This window comes from Nocardia aegles (genome assembly GCF_052545135.1).
In genome coordinates this window covers 23,180-45,327 of sequence record NZ_JBQWRI010000007.1, presented here as the reverse complement: position 1 = coordinate 45,327, position 22,148 = coordinate 23,180, and the positions used below count along the sequence as shown (strand labels likewise).

Sequence of the window (22,148 nt, the reverse complement as noted above, 5' to 3'; positions counted from 1 at the left end):
ACGCGCTCAGCAGTTCTCGTACCGCATCGAGGTTGTGCACCGGAGAACCCATGTCGTGTCGACTCCTGTCGGTCGGTTGCTGACGAGCCAACTTACCGGAACAACCGCGGGAAACGGGGACGGCGAATCGAGAAAGCCCCGCGCAATGGAACCGGCGCGGGGCCGCGTGCGTCCAAGGACATATGAACGAGATCGAGTACGTGTTCGGTACCGGTGACGGACTCGTGCACGTCTGGACCAGCGAGGCCGACCTGGAACTCGGCGCGACGGGCACGGCCGACGCGGTGCGGCTGGACTTCGACGGCGACGGCATCGCGGACGACGCGCTGTGGGATCCGGCCGGTTCGGGCCGCGCCGACATCGCGGCGCTGGATCTGGACGACGACGGCGTGCTCGACCACTTCTTCACCGATCCCACCGGTCTCGGCACGTGGAACCATCAGATCACCGGGCTGCCCGTCGATACGGCGAGCGAGCCGCTGGATTGGACCGTGCGCACGGAATCCGATGCGCCGGCTCGTCTGCTCGGCGAAGCACGAGTATCGGATGCGCAGCGGGACCCCGAGAATACCGAGACCGGCGAGTTGCCCGAGCAACTCGCACACCGGCTGAACCGCGACCGGCGCGATCCGTTGCTCAGCTGACCGCGCGGCGGCGGGTGTTGAACGCGATGGCCACGATTCCCGCAGCGTAGATGGCGGTCCCGGCCAGCACCACGATCGCCGATCTGCCGTCAGCCGGAACGATCAGGGCCGCGATCACGATCGCCAGCACGAACGCGACATTGAACACCGTGTCCTGCAACGCGAACACCTGGCCGCGACGGCCGTCATCGATGTCGATCTGCATGGTCGCGTCACCGGTCAACTTGATCGTCTGCCCGGCGAGTCCCAGCAGGAACGCACCGATCAAGAGGAGTTCGTGCGCACGCTCCACCGCGGCTCCGGAGTCGGCGAACCCGATCGGCGTGACCAGCGTCAGTTGCACCAGCATGGCGGTGATCAGACCGGCGACCACAGTGCGCGCCAGCCCCAGCCGGGGAATGAGCAGCGGCGCGACGACGGCCGCTACCAGCATGCCCGCGGCGGTGGCGACGATTGTGACGCCGAAACCGACCAGGCCACCGCTGAGTCCGGAGCCGTCCACCGGGGTCTGGCGCAGCACCAGCACCATGATCAGCGTATTCATGCCGAAGACGATCCGGTGGGTGCCGATGCCCAGCATCGCCGTCGTGACCGCTTTCGATTCCCACACCGCCGTGGCGCCGGTGCGCAGACCGGTGGCGATCGCGTGCACGGTGTTCTCGCCCGTCGCCGCGCCGGGCGCCGGGCCGAGCACGCGCGGCCGGAATCCCGCCGCCAGGGCCGCGCCCAGTAGCGACCCGATACCGCTGATCGCCACCGCGACCGCCGAGGCGAAGTCCCCCGCCCCGATCAGCCCGATCACACCCACCGCGACGGCCGCACCCGCACCCGCGCACCCGGAGGCGACCGTGGCCAGCACCGAGTTCATCGGCACCAGCCACGCCTGCGTCAGCACCCGCGGCAGCGCGGCCGAGACGCCGGCCATGACGAATCTGCTGACGCCCACCACCGCCAAGGCCAGCAACAGCAGCGGTGTCTCGCCGACCCCCGTCAGCAGCCCTCCGCTGACCAGCGCGATCAGCACCGCGCGCAGCACGTTGGCCACCAGCAGCACGGTGCGCCGGTCCCAGCGATCCAGCAGCGCGCCCGCGTACGGTCCGATCAGCGAATACGGCAGCAGCAGCACGGCGAAGCCCGCCGCGACGGCCAGCGGATCGGTCTGCCGCTCGGGGTTGAACAGGATCGCGCCCGACAACGCCGCCTGGAACATCCCGTCGCCGAATTGCCCGGCGAAACGCACTACTGCCAGCCGCGACACGCCCGGGCTCTGCCGAAGTGTTGCGAGCAGTCCACCCGGCCGCTGCTGTGCGGGAGTGCGGCCTTCGGCGTGACCAGTCGACACCTTCGGAGCGTACTGTGTCCGCCGATCGGGCCGCACGCCGGCGCGTCGGCGCCGACAGCGGGTCAGACCCGGTCGACGCACTCGGCGAATGTCTCCCCTGATTCGACGCCACCACCGGGCAGTTCGTACCTACTGCCGGGATAGTCGTCGGCGACGCGGCGCACCACCAGAAGCCTGCCCGCGCGTGCGAGGTCATCGAGCTCCAGCACGCCGCTACCTCCGGTTGTCGTTGGGGCGCTTGGCAATCGGGGCCGGGCCGCGGTATCCGACGAGGTGACCCGACGTTTCCGACGCACGGATGGTTCTGCTCGCCTCCCGTTCACCTTCCGGTCGCTCGCGTAAAATGCCGAGTGCGGCACAATCTACTAGGAATGCGGAGTACCGCGACGGAAGTGCTCCTACCCTGAATGGCGATCGGTGCACGGTCCCGAGAGGAGGACCATGATGTCCACACTCACGACACCACACATCGACGTCCACCGTGGCGGCGACCGCATGAAGACGCGGGTCTCCTGGCTGGATTCGAAGCATTCGTTCTCCTTCGGGGAACATTACGATCCCGACAACACCCACCACGGCTTGCTGCTGGTCAACAACGAGGACATCGTTTCCCCGGGGCAGGGATTCGACACCCATCCGCATCGGGACATGGAGATCGTCACCTGGGTGCTCGGCGGCAGCCTGGTGCATCAGGATTCCTTGGGCCACAGCGGGGTCATCTATCCCGGGCTGGCCCAGCGCATGAGCGCGGGCACCGGCATCCTGCACTCGGAGAAGAACGACTCGTGGCGTCTGGACGGTCGCATTCCCGAACACGAGCAGCCGGTGCATTTCGTGCAGATGTGGGTCGTGCCCGACGAACCGGGGCTGACTCCGGGCTACCAGCAGCTCGAAATCGACGACGAGCTCGCGGGAGGCGGTCTGGTCACGGTTGCCTCGGGGCTGCCCCGCTACCGCGATCGCACCGCGATCGCCATCAACAGCAGCCATTCGGCGCTGCATGTGGCGCGCATGGCGCGCGCGGAGCCGGGCGCCGAGCAGGTGATCGAGCTACCCGATGCGCCGTACCTGCACCTGTTCGTAGCGCGCGGGGAGGTGGACATGGAGAACGTCGGCCCGCTGTATGAGGGGGACGCGGTGCGTTTGACGAGGTCGGGCGGCCAACGCGTGGTGGCGCGGCAGCCCTCGGAAGTTCTGGTTTGGGAGATGCACGCGAGGCTCGGCGCCCAGTAGCCGGTTCGCATTAACATCCGTCGGCGGGATACGCGATCACTAGGCGACCGCCGCGCACCCCGGAACACCTCGTCCGGACTGAGCATCGCGAGGCACCGACGGAGAGGAAGTCCATGTCGCAATATCCGCCCCCGCCGCCCGGCCAGTACCCGCCGCCGGGACAGTATCCCCAGCCACCGGGCGGCCAGTACCCCGGTCAGCCCGCCTACTGGCAGGAATCGCCGAAGGGCCGCGGCCTGGCGATCACCGCACTGGTGCTCGGCATCCTCGCGTTGCTGTTCTTCTGGACGATCATCGGCGGGTACGTCTGCGGCATCTTCGCGGTGATCCTGGGCATCGTCGCGGTGTTCAAGGCCCGCGCGGGCACCGCGGGGGGTATGGGCATGGCGATCACCGGTATCGTCCTCGGCGCGCTCGGCATCGTCGGCGCCGTGCTGCTCACCGTCGTGGGTTACAACTTTTTCGTCAACTCGGGCGGCAAGGACTTCGTGGACTGCGTGAACAAAGCGAACAACGATCAGTCCAAGATCGAGCAGTGCGAGCGCGAGTGGAATCAGAAGCTGCAGGACAAGTACAGCGTCACGCTCACTCCGCCGCCCGCGCCGACGCCCCGGTAGCCGAGGCGCACGCCCGGGTCGTGGCGATCACCTCGGCGAAATCCCGGCGAAAGTCGCGGTCGGGCGCCACGACCCAGGTTCGGTAACCACCGTGTTCGTCGGCTGGTGACGGCAGCACGATGTGGCTGCCCGGCAATGCGATCGACGCGCAGATCCGGAAGAGGTCGGCGAACAGCCCGGTGTCCAGGTAGGAGTTGTCGGTGGGGCCGGTCAGGAAGGTCCAGCGGTCCGCGCGCGGATGCGCGATGACCGGACCGGGCCGAAGCTCGGGCCCGGCGGCGAGCCGCTCGAGTACTCGACGGCCGAACTCCGCGGGCATCACGACCGCTCCGACCGAGCCGACTTCGAGCATGATGCGACCCAGGATCGGGTCCACGAGCCCGTACAGCCCGTGGTCGTCACGATAGCGACGGCAGCGAGCGAACGCGTCCTGGATCGACGGGAAACCCGTGGACGCGAGATGCCTGCCCGATTCGATGCGCGATATACCCATGACGAACAACCTCGCCTCGCAGTGGTGGGACGCGTGCTCGGAAGAATCGATCGCTGTCTCGACCCTAGTCCCGGTCAAGTCGCTTGACAATAGTCACCGTGCCGCGCGTCGGAGTGGGCGTAGCATCCCCACCCATGGCACCCGTCTCGCCCACCGTTGCCCGCTGGGAGCTGGTGCTGCGGCTGCGTGAACTGCGGGAGCAGCGTGGTTTCGACTCCGCGGGCTTCGCGCGGCGGGTGGGCTTCACACCGGCCAACTGGTCGCACGTGGAGAAGGGCAGGCGGGTGCTCACCACCAAGACCATCGGGCCGGTACTCGAACTGCTCGACGTGGAAGCCGAGGAGCGCGTGGAATTGCTGGCCTTGCTGGAGGCCAGCAAGCAGCGTGGCTGGTGGGCGAAGTCCTCGGCACTGATCGGACCGGAGCTGCAACGGCTGTACGGCATGGAATACGGCGCGCAGAGCATCCGCAGCTACGACAGCCTGGTCGTGCCGGGCCTACTGCAGACCGAGGACTACGCTCGCGCGCTGATCAGCGCCGATGTGATGATCCGGCCGGTCCAGGTCGAGCAACTGGTAGCGATCCGGATGCGCCGCCAGGAGCGGTTGCGCGGTGCGGACCCGGTGGAGCTCACCGCGGTGTTCGGGGAGGGCACGCTGCTGCAGCAGACCGGAGGTCCGGACGTACTGCGTGGGCAGTTGAACTATCTGGCCGAGCTGATCGAGGAACTCGACACCGTCGAGGTGCGCGTGATCCCGTTCGCGGCCACCGCGGGCGCGGTGCTCGGCGGATCCAGTTTCCACCTCATCGACTTCGCGGGCGAGCAGCTGCCGACCTTCGGCTGGGTGGAGAGCGCGGTGTTCGGCGGGGCGGTCGAGGACCCGGATCTGGTCCGGGATCTGCGCTTCGCCTACCTGCGCGCGGTGGATCAATCCCTTTCGCGAATGGAGTCATTAGCCCTGATCAGACGCTATTCCCGCGTGTAAAATCCTGCCCATGGCCACCACCGCACGGCCGGTACGCACCGGCTGGTTCACATCGACCAGATCGAACAATGGCAACCAATGCGTCGAGGTTCGGTTCGATGGTGATGCGGTGCTCATCCGTGACAGCAAATACCGCCGCGACCCGGCAAACCGCCCTGCCGACGAGCCCGTCATCACCGTCACAGCAGCCGAATGGACCGCGTTCCTCGACGCGGTACGCACCCGCGGGCGATCGAATGGCGAACTGCGCGCGCATCCCGTCGCCGATGGTCACACCGCACTGCGGCACGGCGCGGTAACCCTCGTCTACACACCGGAGGAGTGGAACGCCTTCCTGCTCGGCGCGCACGCAGGCGAATTCGATCGGATCGTCGTGCCCGCCTGATCTCCCACCACGGCGGCGCGGCTCTCCGTGGCCCCGCAGCAGAGGCGCACAACCTCGCCGAGCGCAACCACCTCACCCTCCGGGCGGGCCACCCTCCGCCATCGTCTCTCGGCCGCAGGCGAGTGATCGACCTGCCGGGAAAGGCGTTCGGGGTCGTCGCCCACGGCCGGCGCACGCGCTTGTCGGCATACTGGACATCGTGACTTCCGAACTGACCCGTCCCTCCGGTATCGATCTGTCCCACCGCGACGAGGCCGTGCGGGTGCAGGACGACTTGTTCGCGCACGTCAACGGCAAATGGCTGGCAGACCACCAGATCCCCGCCGACCGGGCCGTGGACGGCGCCTTCCGCGCGCTGTACGACCAGGCGGAGCTGGACGTTCAGGCAATCATCCAGAATGCCGCGGCCGCCGACGCCGAACCGGGTAGCGAGGCCCGCAAGATCGGTGACCTGTACTCCAGCTTCATGGACACCGACGCGGTGGCCGCCGCCGGGCTCGCGCCGATCGCCGCCGAACTCGCGGCGATCGCCGAGGTCGGCGACAAGGGCGCTTTCGCGGCCCTGCTCGGCCGGTTGCAGCGCACCGGTGTCGGGGGCGCCGTCGCCGTCTTCGTCGACACCGACGACAAGGACTCCAACCGCTATCTGGCGCACGCCACCCAGTCCGGCATCGGCCTGCCCGACGAGTCGTACTACCGGCAGGACGAGTTCGCCGAGATCCGCGCGAAGTACATCGCGCACATCGACCGCATGTTCGCCTTGGCCGCCGCCGACCCGCAGGTCGCCGGACTGCTGCCGGACCGACTCGACACCATCGGCGCACGCGTCTTCGAGTTGGAGCGGAAACTGGCCGCAGGCCACTGGGACGTGGTGCGCCGCCGGGACGCCGAACTCCGCTACAACCTGACCACCTTCGACGCGCTGACCGCGGACAACCCCGAGTTCGACTGGGTCGCGTGGACGGCCGCGCTGGCCGAAGGCGTCGACGCGGCGGGGCCCGAGTTGTTCGCCGAGGTGGTGGTTCGCCAGCCGGACTACCTGCGCACGTTCGCGCGGCTGTGGGCCGACGAGGCGCTCGCGGACTGGCAGGCATGGGCGGCTTGGCGGGTGCTCCGCGCGCGTGCGCCGTATCTGACCGACGCGGTGGTCGAGGAGAACTTCGACTTCTACGGCCGTACGCTCACCGGCGCGGAGGAGAACCGCGAGCGCTGGAAGCGCGGCGTCACGCTGGTGCAGGACCTGCTCGGCGAGGCCGTCGGCAAACTCTATGTGGCCGAACATTTCCCGCCGGAGGCCAAGGCGCGCATGGTCGAGCTGGTGGCGAACCTGCAGGAGGCCTACCGTCGCAATATCGCCGAGTTGGAGTGGATGGGCCAGGGCACCCGGGCCGCCGCGCTGGCGAAGCTGGAGAAGTTCACCCCGAAGATCGGCTACCCGGACAAGTGGCGGGACTACTCGGGCGTGGTGATCGACCCGGCCGATCTGGTCGGCAACTACCGCAGGGGCTACGCCGCGGAGCACGATCGGGATCTGAACAAGCTCGGCGGCCCGGTCGACCGGGCCGAGTGGTTCATGACCCCGCAGACGGTTAACGCCTACTACAACCCGGGCATGAACGAGATCGTCTTCCCGGCCGCCATCCTGCAACCGCCGTTCTTCGACATGAACGCCGACGACGCGGCCAACTACGGCGGCATCGGCGCGGTGATCGGCCACGAGATCGGGCACGGCTTCGACGACCAGGGCGCGAAGTTCGACGGCGACGGCAACATGGTGGACTGGTGGACCGACGAGGACCGCGCCGAATTCGCCAAGCGCACCACGGCTCTGATCGAGCAATACGACGTGCTCTCGCCCAAGGACCTGCCGGACGAGCACACGGTGAACGGCCAGTTCACCATCGGCGAGAACATCGGCGATCTCGGCGGCCTGTCCATCGCGCTGGAGGCCTACAAGATCTCGCTGGGCGGTGCCGCCGCGCCGGAGATCGACGGGCTCACCGGCCTGCAACGGGTGTTCTACGGGTGGGCGCAGGTGTGGCGCACGAAAGCCCGTGCGGAGGAGGCGATCCGCCGCCTCGCCACCGATCCGCACTCGCCTCCGGAGTTCCGCTGCAATGCGGTCGTGCGCAATATCGACAGCTTCCACGAGGCGTTCGGCGTCGAACCGGGCGACGCGCTGTACCTGGAACCCGCTGAGCGCGTGAAGATCTGGTAGGTCCTCGAGCCGAGGCGGTCCGGTGGGACCGTCTCGGCCGCGCGGCGGTCAGCGCAGGCGTTCCTCCGTGCCTGCGTCGAAGAAGAAGACGTCCTCCGCTCTGGGCCGCAGATACAACCGGTCACCGATCCGCACGTGGAAGCGGCGGTCGACGCGCGCGACCACCTTCCCGGAGCGGCTGCTCCAATCCTCGGCGATGCCGTGGCTGTAGACGAACGACTCCGCGCCGAGTTCTTCCAGCAACTCGGCGTCGACCGCCAGGCCGTCGGCGGGTTCGGCGGTGACCTCCCAGGACTCGGGCCGGATCCCGACCACCACCCGATCGCGGGATTTCGCGCCGGGCGGCAGCGGAATGAGTAGGTCGCCGAGTACCGCCGCACCGTCGCGCACCGGCGCTTCCAGCAGGTTCATGCCCGGCGAGCCGATGAATCCGGCGACGAAGGTGTTCACCGGATCGTCGTAGAGCACGCGCGGCGCGGCGATCTGTTGCAGCTTGCCTTCGCGCAGCACCGCTACCCGATCGCCCATGGTCATCGCCTCGACCTGGTCGTGGGTGACGTACACCGTGGTGGTGCCGAGCCGTTTCTGCAAGGCCGCGATCTGCGAGCGCGTGCTCACCCGCAGTTTCGCGTCCAGGTTGGACAGCGGCTCGTCCATGCAGAACACCTGTGGGCGCCGAACGATGGCCCGCCCCATGGCGACTCGCTGCCGCTGCCCGCCGGACAACCGGGCGGGCTTGCGGTCGAGCAAGGGCTCGAGCTCGAGCATCGTCGCCGCTTCGTGGACGCGCGCCAGCGTGTCGGTCTTGTTCATGCCCGCGTTGCGCAGGGCGAAGCCCATGTTCTGCGCGACGGTCATGTTGGGATACAGCGCGTAGCTCTGGAACACCATGGCCACGTCCCGTGCCCGCGGCGGTAATCCGGTGACATCCTTGCCGCCGATCAGGATGCGCCCCTGCGCAACGGATTCCAGACCCGCGAGCATGCGCAGGCTGGTGGATTTGCCGCACCCCGACGGACCGACGAGCACGACGAATTCACCATCGGCGATGTCTAGTTCGAGCTGGTCGACGGCCGGCGCCTGCGCGCCGGGATACCGGTGCGTGACGCCTTCGAACTGCACGGTGGCCATGCTTGTCGGTCTCCTCGGGACGAGCGCTATTTCGGCAGCTTCGGCGTGATCTGGCGATCGATGATCGCTTGCAGCTGGGTGGTCACGTTCGCGAACGTGGCGGCCACGTCGGCGTTCTGCAGACCGATCTGCTCCAAGCCGGTGCCGATGATCTGGTCGCCGCCGGGCACGAACACCCGGGCGTAGTCCTGCGACTTGGTCAACGGCAGCTGATCGATCGCGACCTTCGAGTTCGGGTTCTTCGCGAGGAAGTCCTGCTCGCTCGGGTCGTTGACGGCCGACTTGCGCACCGGCATGTAGCCCGTGCCCTGCGAGAAATACGCGGTGTTCTGCGCGTTGGTGACGAACTCGATGAACTTCAGCGCGTTCACCTTTCGCTCGTCGGAGATGCGCGCCGGAATCGCCAGGCCCGCGCCGCCGGTGGTGACGCCGGGTCCGTTCGGATGCGGGAGGAAGGCGGTGCCGAAGGTCAGTTTGCCCTCGGCGTTCTTCTGGATGCCCCGCAGGTCGCCGGTCGAGGCGATGGTGGAGGCGATCACGCCGGAGCCGAAGTCCACCGCGATCTGCGGCTTGATGCCCGCGTATTTCTTGGTATTGATCATGTTGCGCAGGAACGTGCCCGCCGCGATGGTGCCCGGGTCGTTGAACTTCAGCGTCCACTTGTCCGAGTACGCGCCGCCGAAGGTCCAGTTCGGGCCCTGGAAGGTCCAGGCGAGATAGTTCTTGGCGTCACCCCAGCCGTGCGCGAGCTTGCCCTCGCCGACGACTTCCTGCAGCTTCGGTCCCCACTCGTCGAACTCCGGCCAGCTCTGCGGGCCGCGGTCGGGCAGGCCGGCCCGGTTCCACACGTCCTTGTTGTAGTAGAACAGCGGGGTCGAGCGGGCGTAGGGCAGCGCATAGTGCTTGCCGTTGAACTGGTAGTCGGCGACCAGCGAGTCGACGTAGTCGTCCAGGCGCACGCCCGCGTCGGCGAAGTGGCCGTCGAGCGGTTCGATGGTGCCGTTCAGCGCGTAGTTGAACCACCAGACATCGGAGAGCACCACGATGTCCGGCAGATCCCCGCCCGACAGCGCCGCGTTGAACTTCTGCGACACCTCCTCGTAGTTCTTGCCCGCGTCGACCAGGTTCACCGTCAGGTCGGGGTGCTTGTCCTGGAAGCGACGGATGAGCTCGGTCTCGAGCTCCTTCGAGGTGCCCGGGTGGTTGGACCAGAAGGTCAGGGTCTTGGCGTCGCCGGACTGCTTGCCGCCGCCTCCGGTGCCCGCGCACGCGGTCAACGCCGCGCCCGCCGTGAGCGCGCCGGTCAGCCCGAGGAATCCGCGCCGGGTCAGCGCCGGGAACTGTGCAGTGGACACGTGGTTTCTCCTTGATCGGTTAACCCTTGACCGCACCGGAGGTGAGGCCTTTGATCATGTGGCGTTGCAGCACCAGGAAGACCACGAGGATCGGCAGCATGGTCAGCAGGGTTCCCGCCATGACCGGGCCCCAGTTGGTGACGCTCGGGTTCTCGGTGTTCTGCAGCAAGGTCAGGCCGACCGGCAGGGTCGCGACCGTCGTATCGTCGGCCATCAGGAAGGGCCAGAGATACTCGTTCCACTCGTTGACCAAGGTCACCACCGCGAAGGCGACCATGGTCGGCCCGGACATCGGCAGTACCACCCGGGTGAGCAACCGCCACCAGTTCGCACCGTCCATTCGCGCCGCCTCGATCACTTCCGGGGGCAGCGACAGGAAGTGATTGCGCATGAGGAACGTGCCGAATGCGACACCACAGAGCGGAACGATGATGCCCTGGAACGTATTTCGCCAACCGAGCTGAGCGATCAGCGCGTAGTTGGAGATCACGGTGATCTGGTTGGGCACCATCAGCGCCGCGATGATCACCAGGAACACCACCGTCTTGCCCGGAAAGCGCAAGAACACCAGGCCGTACGCGCTGAACACGCCGAGCACGAACTTCACCGCCGAGACGATGCCGGTGACGATCAGCGAATTGCGCAGGAAGGTCCAGAACGGCAGCGTCGTGGTGGCCTCCCGGTAGTTCTCCGGGTGCCAGCTGTGCGGCCAGTACACGGCGGGCTGCACGTAGATGTCCGGCCGCGCTTTGAACGAGGTGATGAAGATCCAGAACAGCGGCACGCCCACGATGATCAGCACGCATACCATCGCGCCGTAGCCGAGCAGAGTCACCGCCCGCTGCCTGCGCCGATAGGAAAGCGTCTGTACGCCCGCGTTTTTCACTGCTGCTCCCGATCCATGACCCGGACCTGTACGAGCGTCACCACGAGCAGCACCAGGAACATGACGGTGGCCACGGTCGCGCCGTAGCCGGCCCGGAAATTGCGGAAGGACTCCTGGTAGACCTGGTACACCATGGTCGTCGTGCCGGTGCCGAGCGGACCGCCGCGGGTCATCACGTTGATGATGTCGAAGACCTGCAACGAATTCAGCAGGACCGTGATGGACAGGAAGAAGGTGGTCGGCCGCAATTGCGGTAGCAAGACTTTGGTGAAGGTCGTCCAGCGGCTCGCGCCGTCGATCTGCGCGGCTTCCATCAGGTCGGTTCGAATGCCTTGCAGGGCGGCCAGATAGATGACGAAGGTGTAGCCGAGGTTCTTCCAGATGTAGGTCACCGTCACCATGAACAGCGCCCACCGCGGATTCTGGTAGAAATCCGGCACCTCGTGCACACCGAGCCGGTGCAGCGCGTCCTGGATCAGGCCGAAGCTGGGGTCGAAAATGAACTGGAAGGCCACGCCGATGGCGGCGCCGGAGATGACGAACGGCGCGAAGATCGCCGAGCGAACCACGTTGCGGCCGAACAGCTGCCGGTCCAGCAGCAGCGCCAGCGCCAGTCCGAGCGCCATGCTGCCCGCCACCGCCGCGAGGGTGAACACCACGGTGTTGGTGACGATGTCCCAGGAGTCCGGTCTGCTCCACCATTCGCGGTAGTTGTCGAAACCGACGAATGTGGCGACCGGATCGGAGATGTTCCAGTCGAACAGCGACAGCCGGATGTTGTCGATCAGCGGTCGGTAGACGAACAGCGCGAGGAGCGCGAGATTCGGCAGCACCAAGACCAGGAACAGGGCGTAGTCCGGCCAAGGGCGGTGGCGTAGACCGCGCCCCGCTGGCTGCGGCAGTACTCGCTCCGGTCTGGTACGCACGGCGGTGACTCTACGGGCCGGACCAAACAGTCGGTTACGACCGCCCGCCGTCGCGCTGAACTTCTCGCGCACGGGCCGAGTAGAGCAAAAGCCGAACACTACGAACGGCTACTTCGAGCAACTGATCGTAATGTTCGGCTTCGCGCCGCCGCGGGTTACCGCGGCTTAATTCCAGTCCCCCAGGCCGTCACTCGCGCTGAGCGTGCCGCCCTGGGTGTTCTGCACGATCACCGGGTCACCGCGGCGCGCGTTCTCGAAGAACCACTTGGCGTTCTCGGTGCTGACGTTCAGGCAGCCGTGGCTGGCGTTGGAGACGCCCTGCTGGGCGACCGACCACGGCGCGGCGTGCACGAAGATGCCGCTGTTGGAGATGCGGGTCGCGTACTCGACCTCGAGCTTGTAGCCCTCGGGGTCGGTGATCGGAACGCCGTAGGTCGACGAATCCATGGTCATCTTGCGCAGCTGCTCGCCGACGATGTAGGTGCCGTTCGGCGTCTCGTGCTTGGGCTTGCCCATCGAGGTGGGCATCTCCTTCACCACCTCGCCGTTGCGGGTGATGGTGATGGTGTGGGTGGTGTCATCGGCGGTGGTCACGAAGGCGTCGCCGATGCGGAACGAGCTGGTGGTGCCGCCCGCCTGCACCTGCACGTCGGTGTTGTCCGGCCAGAACTCGTCCGGCCGCCAGCGCACCTGCTTGTCGCCGCGCCAGTAGAAGTGTCCGGGCGCGGCCTTCGAGGAGGTGATCTTGATGGCCTTCTCGGCGGCGGCGTGGTCGGTCACCGGTTCCTTGAAGGTGATGATGATCGGCTGTGCGACACCCACGACCTCGCCGTCGGCGATGTTGATCGAGGGGGGAGCGAAGTTCGCTTGCGGCTCGGGTTCGGTGGCGGCGGCGGCCGAGCCGGTGCCGATTCCCGGGAGCGGTTCGGCGTGAGCGGGCGCGACGAGCAGAACACCGGCTGCCGCGATCGCGGCGGACAGCAGGACGCCCTCGCGCATCCGGCGGGCGGCCCGCGCTCCCTTGCGAGGAGCAGGCAACGACCCGGTGTGCAAAGCGGCATGCATAGGTTTCTCGTCCATTCCATCGCTCGCGCGCACACGTACGCGCGCGTAGCGAGATTGTTCATTTCAGCGCGGAGCCAGAAGAGCGCCCCACTGGTATCGACGGCCCGACCCGTCGTCCATTCCTACCGTTCCGGCGCGTCCTGAGCCACCTGCGTTTCAGATTGATCGATCAGATGTGCCGGTTGTTGATTGCGTCACAAACACCCGAATCGGGTATCGAAGCGGGCAAACGTGCCGGTCACGACGGACCGGGCGATCTCGCGCCGGAGTCGAGCAGTGGGTGAAAGGCGGCTCTGAACAAACGTATTAGTGACGAAGCTCACTTACCACGTCGAACGAAATCGGACGACGCGGACCGGCCGCGATGTTGTGTGGCACCGACAGCGGGACGCTTCCGCGCGCGTACCGCGGCGCGAGCCGCAGGCGTACCCGGCTCAGGATGGTGGCCAGCGCGATCCGCAACTCGTAGTCCGCCAGCGCCGCGCCGACGCAGCGCCGATGGCCGCCACCGAACGGGGCGAACTCGAAGGGCCGGTAGCGGCGCTCGGTGAAGCGGGCCGGGGCGAAGCGCTCGGGGTCGGTCCACACCGCGGGATCGGAGTGCAGCAACGGCACCGCTATCCCCATGGTCGCACCCGCGGCGAGCGCGACGCCGCGCAGCACGAACGGCTCGGTCAGCCGGCGCAGGACGATCGGTACCGGCGGGTGCAGCCGTAGTGTCTCCTGGCAGACGGCGTCGAGATAGGGCAGTGCGGCCAGCTCCGCAGCACCGGCCTCCGGACCGGCGTCGCACAGCTCCCGTCGCAGGCGGGCCAGCGCCTCCGGTGCGCGGTGCAGCCGGAACAGTGCCCACACCAGCGTGGTCGCGGTGGTTTCGTGCCCGGCCACCAGCATGGTGCGAATCTGCTCGCACAGTTCGTCGTCGGCGTCGTCGGGATAAGCGGACAGCAACATGTCGAGCACGTCGGTAGGCGGTGCGGCGGGGTGCCTGCGGCGGTGTGCGATGTCGGCTCGGATCAACCGATCCAGTCGCTCCCGCGCGGCGCGGAACCGGTCCCAGGGCCCGTGTCCGTGCAGTCCGTGGCGCAGCGCGGGCACCAGGAGCAACGGCCCGGAGAACGCCGTGATGAAGTCCGTCACCGCGGCGGTGTACTCCGCTTGCCGCCGTGCGTCGCGTGCACCGAACACCACCGTCGCGATCACCCGGAGCGTGAGGGCCCGCGCCGCCGCCCGCGCATCGATGCGCGCGCCCGCCGCCCACTTCCGACCGTTCTCCCCGGCCAGCTCGCGTACGGTGGCTTCCTGGATCAGCGCGCCGTACTCCCGTATCCGGGCACTGTGGAAGGCCGGTGTGAGTAGTGCGCGGTCGCGGCGATGGCGCCGGCCCGAAGCCAGGATCAGCGACGCGGCGCCGACCATCGGTTCGATCGGATTCGGACGCGGCGGCTCGGAGCACGCCATCGGCGAGCCGAACAGCTCGCGGGCGCCGACGGGCGACCCGGTGAACAGCACCGCGCCGAAGCCGGGAAACCGAACGTAGAACGGGTCGCCTTCCCGCGCTCTGCGCCAGCGGAAGTACCGATCGAAATCGCCGCAGGCGGCCAAGGCGTGCACTACGGTCGCGCGCGGCACACGCGGTCCGGCGCGGCGAGCGCCCGCCTCGGTTCGGAGCATGCGCACATCCATACCGAGGAACACGAGGCCGTGGCCGGAGCGGTTCGACGCTAGCCAGCGGCCCGCCTGTGCTTGCGCACCGTGGCCTGCGCGGTCGCCGCCAGCCGCGCGAGCCGGGCGTCACCGAGTGCGGTCACCATGCTGCCGAGCCCATTGGTCACGAACGCGATCGCCATGCCGAGATCCGGATCGGCGTACGCGCCGGAGCCACCGACGCCGTAGTGGCCGAACGCGTGCCGTGGCTGCTGCTTGGACATCAGTACCGGGCGGTGGTAACCGAGCGTGAAGTGGATCGGCACACCGAGCACGTAGTCGCGGCTATGGGTGGGCTGCACCTGGCTGATCGTCTCGATCGTCCGCGGGTCCAGGAACCGAATGATGTGCTCGGCGCCGACACCGTGCAGCTTCCGGTCCGAGTGAGCCGCGTAGACCACGCCGCCGTTGGCCAGGGCGCCGTACATCCGCGCCAGTGCGCGCGCGGAGAACACGCCGTTCCAGCCCGGCATGACCGAATCGTGCACCCGGGGGTCGCGGACCAGTTCGTCGAAACTCTCCGGCATGCCCGCCTCGGCGAGGCCGCGCACCGGTCCTACCCAGGACAGCACGGAGGAGGCGGTGTTCCAGCGGATTCCCGGCGGGCCGAGGTGGCGGTAGATCTTGGCGATCCGGTGCCGTTCGGATTCCGGGACACGAAACCAGTACTCGTCCATGCCGAGCGGCTCGGCGATCTCGGTGCGCAGCACCTCGGTGAACGGTGTGCCGGTCGCTCGTTGCACGAGTTCGGCGACCAGCCAGCCGAAGGTGATCGCGTGATAGCCGGAGGTGCGGATGCGCCGGGGGTCCGGCGGGCTCTCGGCCAGCGCACGGACCACGGCGTCGTAGTTCAGGATGCCTTCGCGGCCGGGAACGAGGCCGCGCACCCGGTGCAAACCGGCGCGATGGCAGAGTACGTCACGGACGGTGATGTCGTCCTTGCCATGTGCGGCGAACTCCGGCCAGTACTCGGCCATCGGCACGTCGTAGTCGATCAGACCCCGTTCGGCCAAGCGGTGGACAACGGTCGAGGCCACGCCTTTGCCGGTGGAGAAGGTCAGCGCGACGGTATCGCCGTTCCAGCGCCGCTCCTTGTCCGCCCAGCCGGCCCAGATATCGACCACGGGCTTGCCGTCGAGGTAGACCGCGAGCGCCCCACCACCGCGTGCCGGCTGAGCGAACAGGCCGAAGAACTGATCTGCCAGCCGGATGAAATGCGGATCGACCAGCATCTCGTGCGGCGCCGCCAGCTTTCCACTGGGCGAGTCGGCGGGCTCGAAGTCGTCCGCCGCCATTGCCGAAACCATGGGGTCACCTCCTGACCGCCGTTAGCCGGGCTGGTCAACCAGGGTAACCCGTTCAACGGGTCTGCCAGAGTCCAAAAGGCGTGGCGAGGCACGCGTCGCCGCTGTCGGCATTCCACGCGAAGGCGGCCGCGCCCAGACAGACGACCGTCTGCTCGGCGGACGCCACCCCCGCTCGCGACCCTTCCAGCGCGACCGAGATCGCGAACGTCCGCACCGCCGGGTCCGTGGTCGAGGTCATGGCGACGGCATCCGGCCCGACGCCGACCGCCACGGGAACCCCACCCGCACCCTCGCTCGCGCCGACACCTCCCGCCGCGCCGATGCCGATGGCCGTCGCACCCGAGGTCGCGTTGGCGTAGCCGACCCCGTCGATCCCGGTGGCCCCGGCCAGCCCGTAGCTGTCGGTCGCCGCCCGGCAGGCCGTCTTCCCATCGATGATGGTGATATCGGTCCCGCGTTCCGATCGGCAGTGCACATCGGTGGCGGCAGCCATCCCCGGAACGGCGAGGGAGCCTCCCATCGCGGCGGTCGAGCACATGATTGCGCTGATCAGCTTCACCGGGGACTCCTCTCGCACCAGAAATCCCACCATACCCAGAGCTGTTGGCAGCGGCTCGTTTCCGGCTCCGGCTCGACGTGCGCTCGGTCGATGGTGTATTCATGGCGTGGTATTTCAAGCGCAGCCATGGCAACTTCGGACTTCGGGGGCGTGAGTTCGCCGGCGTTACAGCTCGGGAGGACTGTACGTGTCTCGTCAACTGACCTGGGGGCGTCTCGCCTTCGCCGGACTGGCCATCGCGGCCGGATTGTCGCTGGTCGGCTGCACTTCCACGATCAACGGCACCGCCCAGCCGGCCGTGGACGGAACGATCGACGCGGTATCGGTGACCAACACGCCGAAGCCGTCCTCGGGCAGGCCCACACCGACCACCAGCAAGCCGACGACGAGCAAGGCGAGCGGGAACACCGATTTCGACGCGAGCATCGGCGACTGCGTGAAACTCGGCGGCACCACCACCAACGCCACCATCGAGAAGGCGTCGTGCGGCAGCCGCGAGTCGAACTACAAGGTGATCGCCAAGGCGGCGAAGAGCTCGCAGTGCAGCAGCGACGCCGACAACTACTACGCCGAGACCGTCAACGGCATCGAACAGGGTGCGCTGTGCCTGGACATCGACTGGGTGGTCGGCGGCTGCATGGACGTCGGCGGTGACGATCCCAAGCGCATCGACTGCACCGGTTCGTCGCCGGTGAAGGGCGTCAAGGTGGTCAAGCGCGTGGACAGCGCCGATGACGTGAACGTCTGCGGCAGCGGCACCGGATACGTCTACGACAAGCGTCGTTTCGTCATCTGCGTCCAGGAACTCTGACCTCCGCCTTCGCTCCGGCCATGCGCCGGCAGAGGACGGACTAGGTTGGGGCGGTGGATACCACCGAGCTACCGCGATTGCGGTCCCGCACCGGTCGCTGGATTCTGCTGGCCACCATCCTCGGCTCGTCGGTCGCGTCGCTCGACGCGACGGTCGTGAACATCGCGCTACCCCGGATCGGGGAGTCACTGCACACGGACGTCGCCGGGCTGCAATGGACGTTGAACGGTTACACCCTCACCCTCGCCTCGTTCATCCTGCTCGGCGGCTCGCTCGGCGACAAGCTCGGCCGTCGCCGGGTCTTCGTCTGGGGCACTGTCGGTTTCGCGCTCGCGTCGGTGCTGTGCGGTGTCGCGACGTCGATCGAACTGCTGATCGCGGCGCGGATCCTGCAGGGCGTCGCGGGCGCGATGCTCACGCCGGGCAGCCTGGCGCTGATCTCGTCGTCCATCGATCGCCGCGATCAGGGCGCGGCGATCGGTCTGTGGTCGGGCTTCGGCGGCGTGGCGGGCGCGCTCGGGCCGTTCCTCGGCGGCTGGCTCATCGAGATCGCGGACTGGCGATCCATCTTCTTCCTCAACGTTCCGCTGACCCTCGTCGTCGTGCTGGTCGCGTTACGGCATGTGCCCGAGAGCCGCGATCCCGACGCCAGCCCCGAACTGGACGTGCCCGGCGCATTGGTGGTCGCGCTGGCACTCGGTGCGCTGACCCTCGGACTGATCGACAAGACGTTCGTACTCGTCATCGCCGGTGTCGTGCTGCTGTCGGCGTTCGTCGTGATCGAACTGCGCAGTGCGCACCCGTTGGTGCCGCCCGCACTGTTCGGTCATCGGGTGTTCACCGCGGCGAATCTCGTGACGCTGGCGGTCTACGCCGCGCTCGGTGGCGTGTTCTTCCTGTTGGTACTGGAACTGCAACTGGTGGCGGGGTACACGCCGTTGCTGTCCGGCGTGGCGACGGTGCCGATCACGCTGATCATGCTGGCACTGTCGGCTCCCGCCGGACGCTGGGCGCAGCGGCACGGGCCGCGCATCCCGATGACCGCCGGACCGCTGCTCGCGGCAGCGGGTCTGGTGCTATTGCTGCGCATCGGGCCCGACACCACCTACCTCACCGATGTGCTGCCCGGCGTTCTCGTCTTCGGGTTGGGGCTCGCCGCGCTGGTCGCTCCGCTGACCGGCGCGGTGCTCGGCGCGGTGCCCGCGAGCGAGGCGGGCATCGCCTCGGGCGTGAACAATGCCGTCGCGCGCACCGCTCAGCTGCTCGCCGTGGCGGCGCTGCCCGGACTCGCGGGCATCTCGGGCGCGCTGGGTGATCCGGCCGCCTTCGACAGTGGCTTCGCCACCGCGATGTGGCTGTGTGCCGGGCTGCTGGTGACCGGCGCGGTGCTCGCCGCCGTCTTGCTGCGCCCCGTGCGGCACGCACCCACGCTGGACAGCGTCGATTGCATGCCGCAGTGCGCGGTCGCGGGTCCGGCGGTGGCGCCGAGCGAAAAGTGAGCGGCCCGAACGGATCGCTCCGTCCGGGCCGCTCATCGGGAGTCGTTCGCGATCAGATCGGGACGTAACCCGCGCCGACGGCGCCGCGCGCGTTGATGTCGGCCATGATCGCGCTCATGTTGGTCCCGACCTCAGGACCGAAGCACGCGATGGCCAGGTAGGCGTTCACCATGCCGACCAGCGTCGTACCGACGACGACCGGTGCACCGGAGTCGCCTTCCACCACGCACATCTGGCTCCAGGTCTCGACATTCGTCCGGAAGAGGTCACCCCAGGCGATACCGCAGGTGTTGCCGGTGGTGCGCCCTTCCTTGCAGACGATCTGCGGGAAGTTGGCCGGTCCGCCGATGCCGGTGATCGTGACATTGCCGACCCGGTTCACCGGGGTGATCTTGCCCGGATCGAACTGGATGACGGCGTAGTCGAGATCGTGGTTGGAGTAGGCGAAACGGCCGATCACGCCCGAGCCCCGATCGGCTTCGGCGTAGACCTGTGCCCCCGGGTCGCCGCAGTGGCCTGCGGTCAGGCCGACCAGACGTCCCGCGTTGTCGTGGCCGACAGTCGTGACGGTGCACTCGAACTGGTTGTCGATGATGATGCCGGATCCACCGCCCAACACCGGCGGGCCCGGGTCGGCGTTAGCGGCCCCTGCGCCCGTGCCGAGCAGCGCCGCGCCCAGGGCGACGGCGAAGGCGGCGTTGGCCACCTTGGCGAGTTTGCTGAACATGTCCCTCCAGACGTCGGAAGCCCGCACGATATCAATCTGTCGCACCCATCGTGTCAGTAATCGGTCTCGGGCGCGTCACCACTACCGGGTTGTCCCCACTGCTGCGGGCTTCAATCCTATTTCATACAACCGTGACCAAATGTATCTTTCGAGCGGGAAATAGCGATTAGCTATCGCAATTGTGAAAAGCGCGTGGACTTTAGCGCCTCGGTGATAGTAAGGAGGCGTCGCGTCGGTCTCCGGAAACAGCTCTGATTTTCGATGAGAATTATCCAAAGTAATTCGCCGAATCGTCGGGTGCGACTGGGTATTCCCGCAGTTCGGCAGTAGCTTCTGTCGGAGTTCGGCGCGTCACCTTTGAGGACGTTCCCAATGTTCCGCGCGTCAACCATCACTTTCCGGCGACGGTGCGGAACATCTATGACTGCGGTCACAAGTTGAAAGGTGTGCTCTGCACTACTCCGTAGTAAGGTGCGTCAAGCAAACGAGTCGTCGGGGCAACCAACCGGCGTCGAGGAGGATCAGCCAGTGCGGTCGACCGAGAGACCACCATCAGGGTCACGGTTCAGTGGTGCGGTCGATTGGACGAGGTCCTACTGGCAAGATCATCCCAGGCGTTCGCTGGAGACCTTCGGCAGGCAGATCACGATGGGCTTCGCCGCTGTCGCCGAACTGTTCGTCTCGATAGTCCGCGGGCGCTTCCCCTTCGGTGAGTTCGTCCGGCAGTGCGCGTTCATGGCCGGCGTCTCCGCGGCGCCCACCCTGCTGGTCGCCATCCCGATCGGCGTCATCGTCTCCATCCAGGTCGGCTCGGTCGCAGGCCAGGTCGGCGCCACCTCGTTCATCGGCGCGGCCAACGGTCTCGGCATCATCCAGCAGGGCGCCCCGCTGGTCACCTCGCTGATGATCGCGGGCGCCGTCGGCTCCGCGGTCTGCGCCGATCTCGGCTCGCGCACCATCCGCGAGGAGATCGACGCCATGAAGGTGATGGGCGTCGATCCCATGCGTAGGATCGTCGCTCCGCGGCTGGGCGCCGCGATGCTGGTGAGCGTGCTGCTGTGTGGCTTCGTGGTCTTCGTCGGCTTCTTGACCGGCTATGTCTTCAATATCTTCGCGCAGAACGGAACGCCGGGTTCCTACGTCGGCACCTTCTCCTCGTTCGCCGTGACCACCGATCTTCTTGTCGCGCTCGTGAAATCGCTGATTTTCGGTCTGCTGGCGGCAATCATCGCCTGCGACACGGGATTGAACACCCGGGGCGGTCCCGGCGGTGTCGCGAACTCGGTGAATTCCGCCGTGGTGAGCTCCGCCATCATGCTGTTCGGGGTGAACCTCATCATCACCCAGGTTTACAACGCACTATTCCCGTCGCAGGCGGTCTGAGCCGGTGTCGTCGACCTATATTCCGCCGCTACTGCGGCCGCTGCGGGCGTTCCGGAAATCCGCGCAGGCTCCGGTCGATCTGCTCGCCAGGCTCGGCCACCAGGTGTTCTTCCTGTTGCGCTCGATCGGCTCCATTCCATTGGCGCTCAAGCACTACCCCAAGGAAGTGTGGCGCCTGCTTTCGGACGTCACCTGGGGCAACGGCAATCTCGTCGTCGGCGGCGGCACCATCGGCGTCGTCGTCATTCTGAGCGCGTTCGGCGGAATGACCGTCGGAATCCAGGGTTACAACTCGCTGAATCTGCTCGGCCTGAGTCCGATCACCGGTGCGATCTCGGCGTTCGCGACGACTCGCGAACTCGGCCCGCTGCTCGCCACGCTGGCCTTCGCCGCTCAGGCGGGCTGCCGGTTCACCGCGCAGCTCGGCGCCATGCGCATCTCCGAGGAAATCGACGCGTTGGAATCCATCGCCATCCGGCCGCTGCCGTATCTGATCAGCACCAGGATGTTCGCGGCGATGGTCGCCATCATCCCGCTCTACTGCCTCGGCCTCACGATGGCCTACGTCTCCTGCTCGCTGACCGTGCAGCTGATCGGCGGCACCGCCACCGGCACCTACCAGCACTACTTCTATCAGTTCCTGGTCCCGACCGACGTCGTCTATTCGCTCGTCAAGGCGATCCTGTTCGTCGCGATCACCACGTTCATCCAGTGCTACTACGGCTTCTTCGCCTCCGGCGGCCCCGAAGGCGTCGGTGTGGCCGCGGGCCGCGCGATCAAGATGTGCATCATCGCGGTCGTTTTCGCGAACCTGTTCATGACATTGGCGATCTGGGGCGTCAACCCCGGCATCCGGATCTCGGGGTAGACACCA

22 protein-coding genes are annotated in these 22,148 nt (G+C 67.3%); 10 read left to right on the top strand and 12 right to left on the bottom strand.

Going from position 1 to position 22,148, the window contains the following annotated elements:
- The first annotated feature begins 182 nt into the window (after positions 1-182).
- A complete protein-coding gene (locus ACT89H_RS19800; protein ID WP_445110110.1) occupies positions 183-644 on the top strand; it encodes a hypothetical protein in 462 nt (153 codons plus the stop codon).
- Here the strand turns inward: ACT89H_RS19800 and ACT89H_RS19795 are convergent.
- On the bottom strand, positions 637-1,932 hold the full coding sequence (locus ACT89H_RS19795; protein WP_445110369.1) for an MFS transporter: 1,296 nt from the start codon (positions 1,930-1,932) through the stop codon (positions 637-639). The two genes, ACT89H_RS19800 and ACT89H_RS19795, sit on opposite strands and share 8 nt — an antisense overlap.
- A gap of 116 nt (positions 1,933-2,048) precedes the next feature.
- Positions 2,049-2,195 (bottom strand): NUDIX hydrolase, encoded by a 147-nt coding sequence (locus tag ACT89H_RS19790; RefSeq protein ID WP_445110109.1) that lies wholly within the window; start codon positions 2,193-2,195, stop codon positions 2,049-2,051.
- 235 nt (positions 2,196-2,430) lie between these two features.
- Here ACT89H_RS19790 and ACT89H_RS19785 point away from each other — a divergent pair, with 235 nt between their 5' ends.
- Together ACT89H_RS19785 and ACT89H_RS19780 are read left to right on the top strand one after the other, a co-directional pair.
- Entirely contained in the window at positions 2,431-3,219 is a 789-nt protein-coding gene (locus ACT89H_RS19785; protein WP_445110108.1) for a pirin family protein, read from the top strand.
- 113 nt (positions 3,220-3,332) lie between these two features.
- Positions 3,333-3,836, top strand: coding sequence for a DUF4190 domain-containing protein (locus ACT89H_RS19780; RefSeq protein WP_445110107.1), 504 nt, complete (start codon positions 3,333-3,335; stop codon positions 3,834-3,836).
- On the opposite strand, the gene ACT89H_RS19775 is transcribed toward ACT89H_RS19780, so the two are convergent.
- Positions 3,805-4,329 carry a hypothetical protein gene (locus ACT89H_RS19775; protein ID WP_445110106.1) on the bottom strand — a complete coding sequence of 175 codons (525 nt, stop codon included), beginning with the start codon at positions 4,327-4,329 and terminating at the stop codon, positions 3,805-3,807. The two genes, ACT89H_RS19780 and ACT89H_RS19775, sit on opposite strands and share 32 nt — an antisense overlap.
- Before the next feature lie 134 nt (positions 4,330-4,463).
- Between ACT89H_RS19775 and ACT89H_RS19770 the strand changes: the two genes are divergently transcribed.
- From ACT89H_RS19770 to ACT89H_RS19760, 3 genes are all read left to right on the top strand, one after another.
- Positions 4,464-5,315, top strand: a complete 852-nt coding sequence (locus ACT89H_RS19770; RefSeq protein WP_445110105.1) for a Scr1 family TA system antitoxin-like transcriptional regulator — start codon at positions 4,464-4,466, stop codon at positions 5,313-5,315.
- Positions 5,316-5,325: 10 nt separating this feature from the next.
- Positions 5,326-5,700, top strand: a complete 375-nt coding sequence (locus tag ACT89H_RS19765; RefSeq protein ID WP_445110104.1) for a DUF397 domain-containing protein — start codon at positions 5,326-5,328, stop codon at positions 5,698-5,700.
- A gap of 199 nt (positions 5,701-5,899) precedes the next feature.
- Complete coding sequence (locus tag ACT89H_RS19760; RefSeq protein ID WP_445110103.1) at positions 5,900-7,918, top strand: M13 family metallopeptidase; 2,019 nt, start codon at positions 5,900-5,902, stop codon at positions 7,916-7,918.
- A gap of 48 nt (positions 7,919-7,966) precedes the next feature.
- Here the strand turns inward: ACT89H_RS19760 and ACT89H_RS19755 are convergent, their stop codons facing one another.
- The 8 genes from ACT89H_RS19755 to ACT89H_RS19720 form a co-directional block, all read right to left on the bottom strand.
- On the bottom strand, positions 7,967-9,049 hold the full coding sequence (locus ACT89H_RS19755) for an ABC transporter ATP-binding protein (protein WP_445110102.1): 1,083 nt from the start codon (positions 9,047-9,049) through the stop codon (positions 7,967-7,969).
- 26 nt (positions 9,050-9,075) lie between these two features.
- The gene (locus ACT89H_RS19750; RefSeq protein ID WP_445110101.1) at positions 9,076-10,404 is read right to left on the bottom strand and encodes an ABC transporter substrate-binding protein; all 1,329 of its coding nucleotides are present in this window, start codon (positions 10,402-10,404) and stop codon (positions 9,076-9,078) included.
- Between the two features lie 19 nt (positions 10,405-10,423).
- Entirely contained in the window at positions 10,424-11,215 is a 792-nt protein-coding gene (locus ACT89H_RS19745) for a carbohydrate ABC transporter permease (protein WP_445110368.1), read from the bottom strand.
- 71 nt (positions 11,216-11,286) lie between these two features.
- Entirely contained in the window at positions 11,287-12,216 is a 930-nt protein-coding gene (locus tag ACT89H_RS19740; protein ID WP_445110100.1) for a carbohydrate ABC transporter permease, read from the bottom strand.
- 165 nt (positions 12,217-12,381) lie between these two features.
- A complete protein-coding gene (locus tag ACT89H_RS19735) occupies positions 12,382-13,281 on the bottom strand; it encodes a L,D-transpeptidase (protein ID WP_445110099.1) in 900 nt (299 codons plus the stop codon).
- A 306-nt stretch (positions 13,282-13,587) separates the two neighbouring features.
- The gene (locus ACT89H_RS19730) at positions 13,588-14,955 is read right to left on the bottom strand and encodes a cytochrome P450 (RefSeq protein ID WP_445110098.1); all 1,368 of its coding nucleotides are present in this window, start codon (positions 14,953-14,955) and stop codon (positions 13,588-13,590) included.
- Positions 14,956-15,005: 50 nt separating this feature from the next.
- Positions 15,006-16,283: a serine hydrolase domain-containing protein gene (locus ACT89H_RS19725; protein WP_445110367.1), complete on the bottom strand. Its 1,278-nt coding sequence runs from the start codon at positions 16,281-16,283 to the stop codon at positions 15,006-15,008.
- Between the two features lie 64 nt (positions 16,284-16,347).
- Positions 16,348-16,854, bottom strand: a complete 507-nt coding sequence (locus ACT89H_RS19720; protein ID WP_445110097.1) for a DUF6764 family protein — start codon at positions 16,852-16,854, stop codon at positions 16,348-16,350.
- Positions 16,855-17,041: 187 nt separating this feature from the next.
- On the opposite strand from ACT89H_RS19720, the gene lppU reads away from it, so the two are divergent.
- Entirely contained in the window at positions 17,042-17,665 is a 624-nt protein-coding gene (lppU, locus tag ACT89H_RS19715) for an LppU family putative lipoprotein (RefSeq protein ID WP_445110096.1), read from the top strand.
- A 53-nt stretch (positions 17,666-17,718) separates the two neighbouring features.
- Entirely contained in the window at positions 17,719-19,164 is a 1,446-nt protein-coding gene (locus ACT89H_RS19710; RefSeq protein ID WP_445110095.1) for an MFS transporter, read from the top strand.
- Positions 19,165-19,216: 52 nt separating this feature from the next.
- Here ACT89H_RS19710 and ACT89H_RS19705 read toward each other — a convergent pair whose 3' ends face one another.
- Positions 19,217-19,891, bottom strand: coding sequence for a S1 family peptidase (locus tag ACT89H_RS19705; RefSeq protein ID WP_445110094.1), 675 nt, complete (start codon positions 19,889-19,891; stop codon positions 19,217-19,219).
- A 528-nt stretch (positions 19,892-20,419) separates the two neighbouring features.
- Between ACT89H_RS19705 and ACT89H_RS19700 the strand changes: the two genes are divergently transcribed.
- The gene (locus tag ACT89H_RS19700) at positions 20,420-21,274 is read left to right on the top strand and encodes an MlaE family ABC transporter permease (protein WP_445110093.1); all 855 of its coding nucleotides are present in this window, start codon (positions 20,420-20,422) and stop codon (positions 21,272-21,274) included.
- A 4-nt stretch (positions 21,275-21,278) separates the two neighbouring features.
- The gene (locus tag ACT89H_RS19695) at positions 21,279-22,142 is read left to right on the top strand and encodes an ABC transporter permease (protein ID WP_445110092.1); all 864 of its coding nucleotides are present in this window, start codon (positions 21,279-21,281) and stop codon (positions 22,140-22,142) included.
- Positions 22,143-22,148 lie beyond the last annotated feature (6 nt).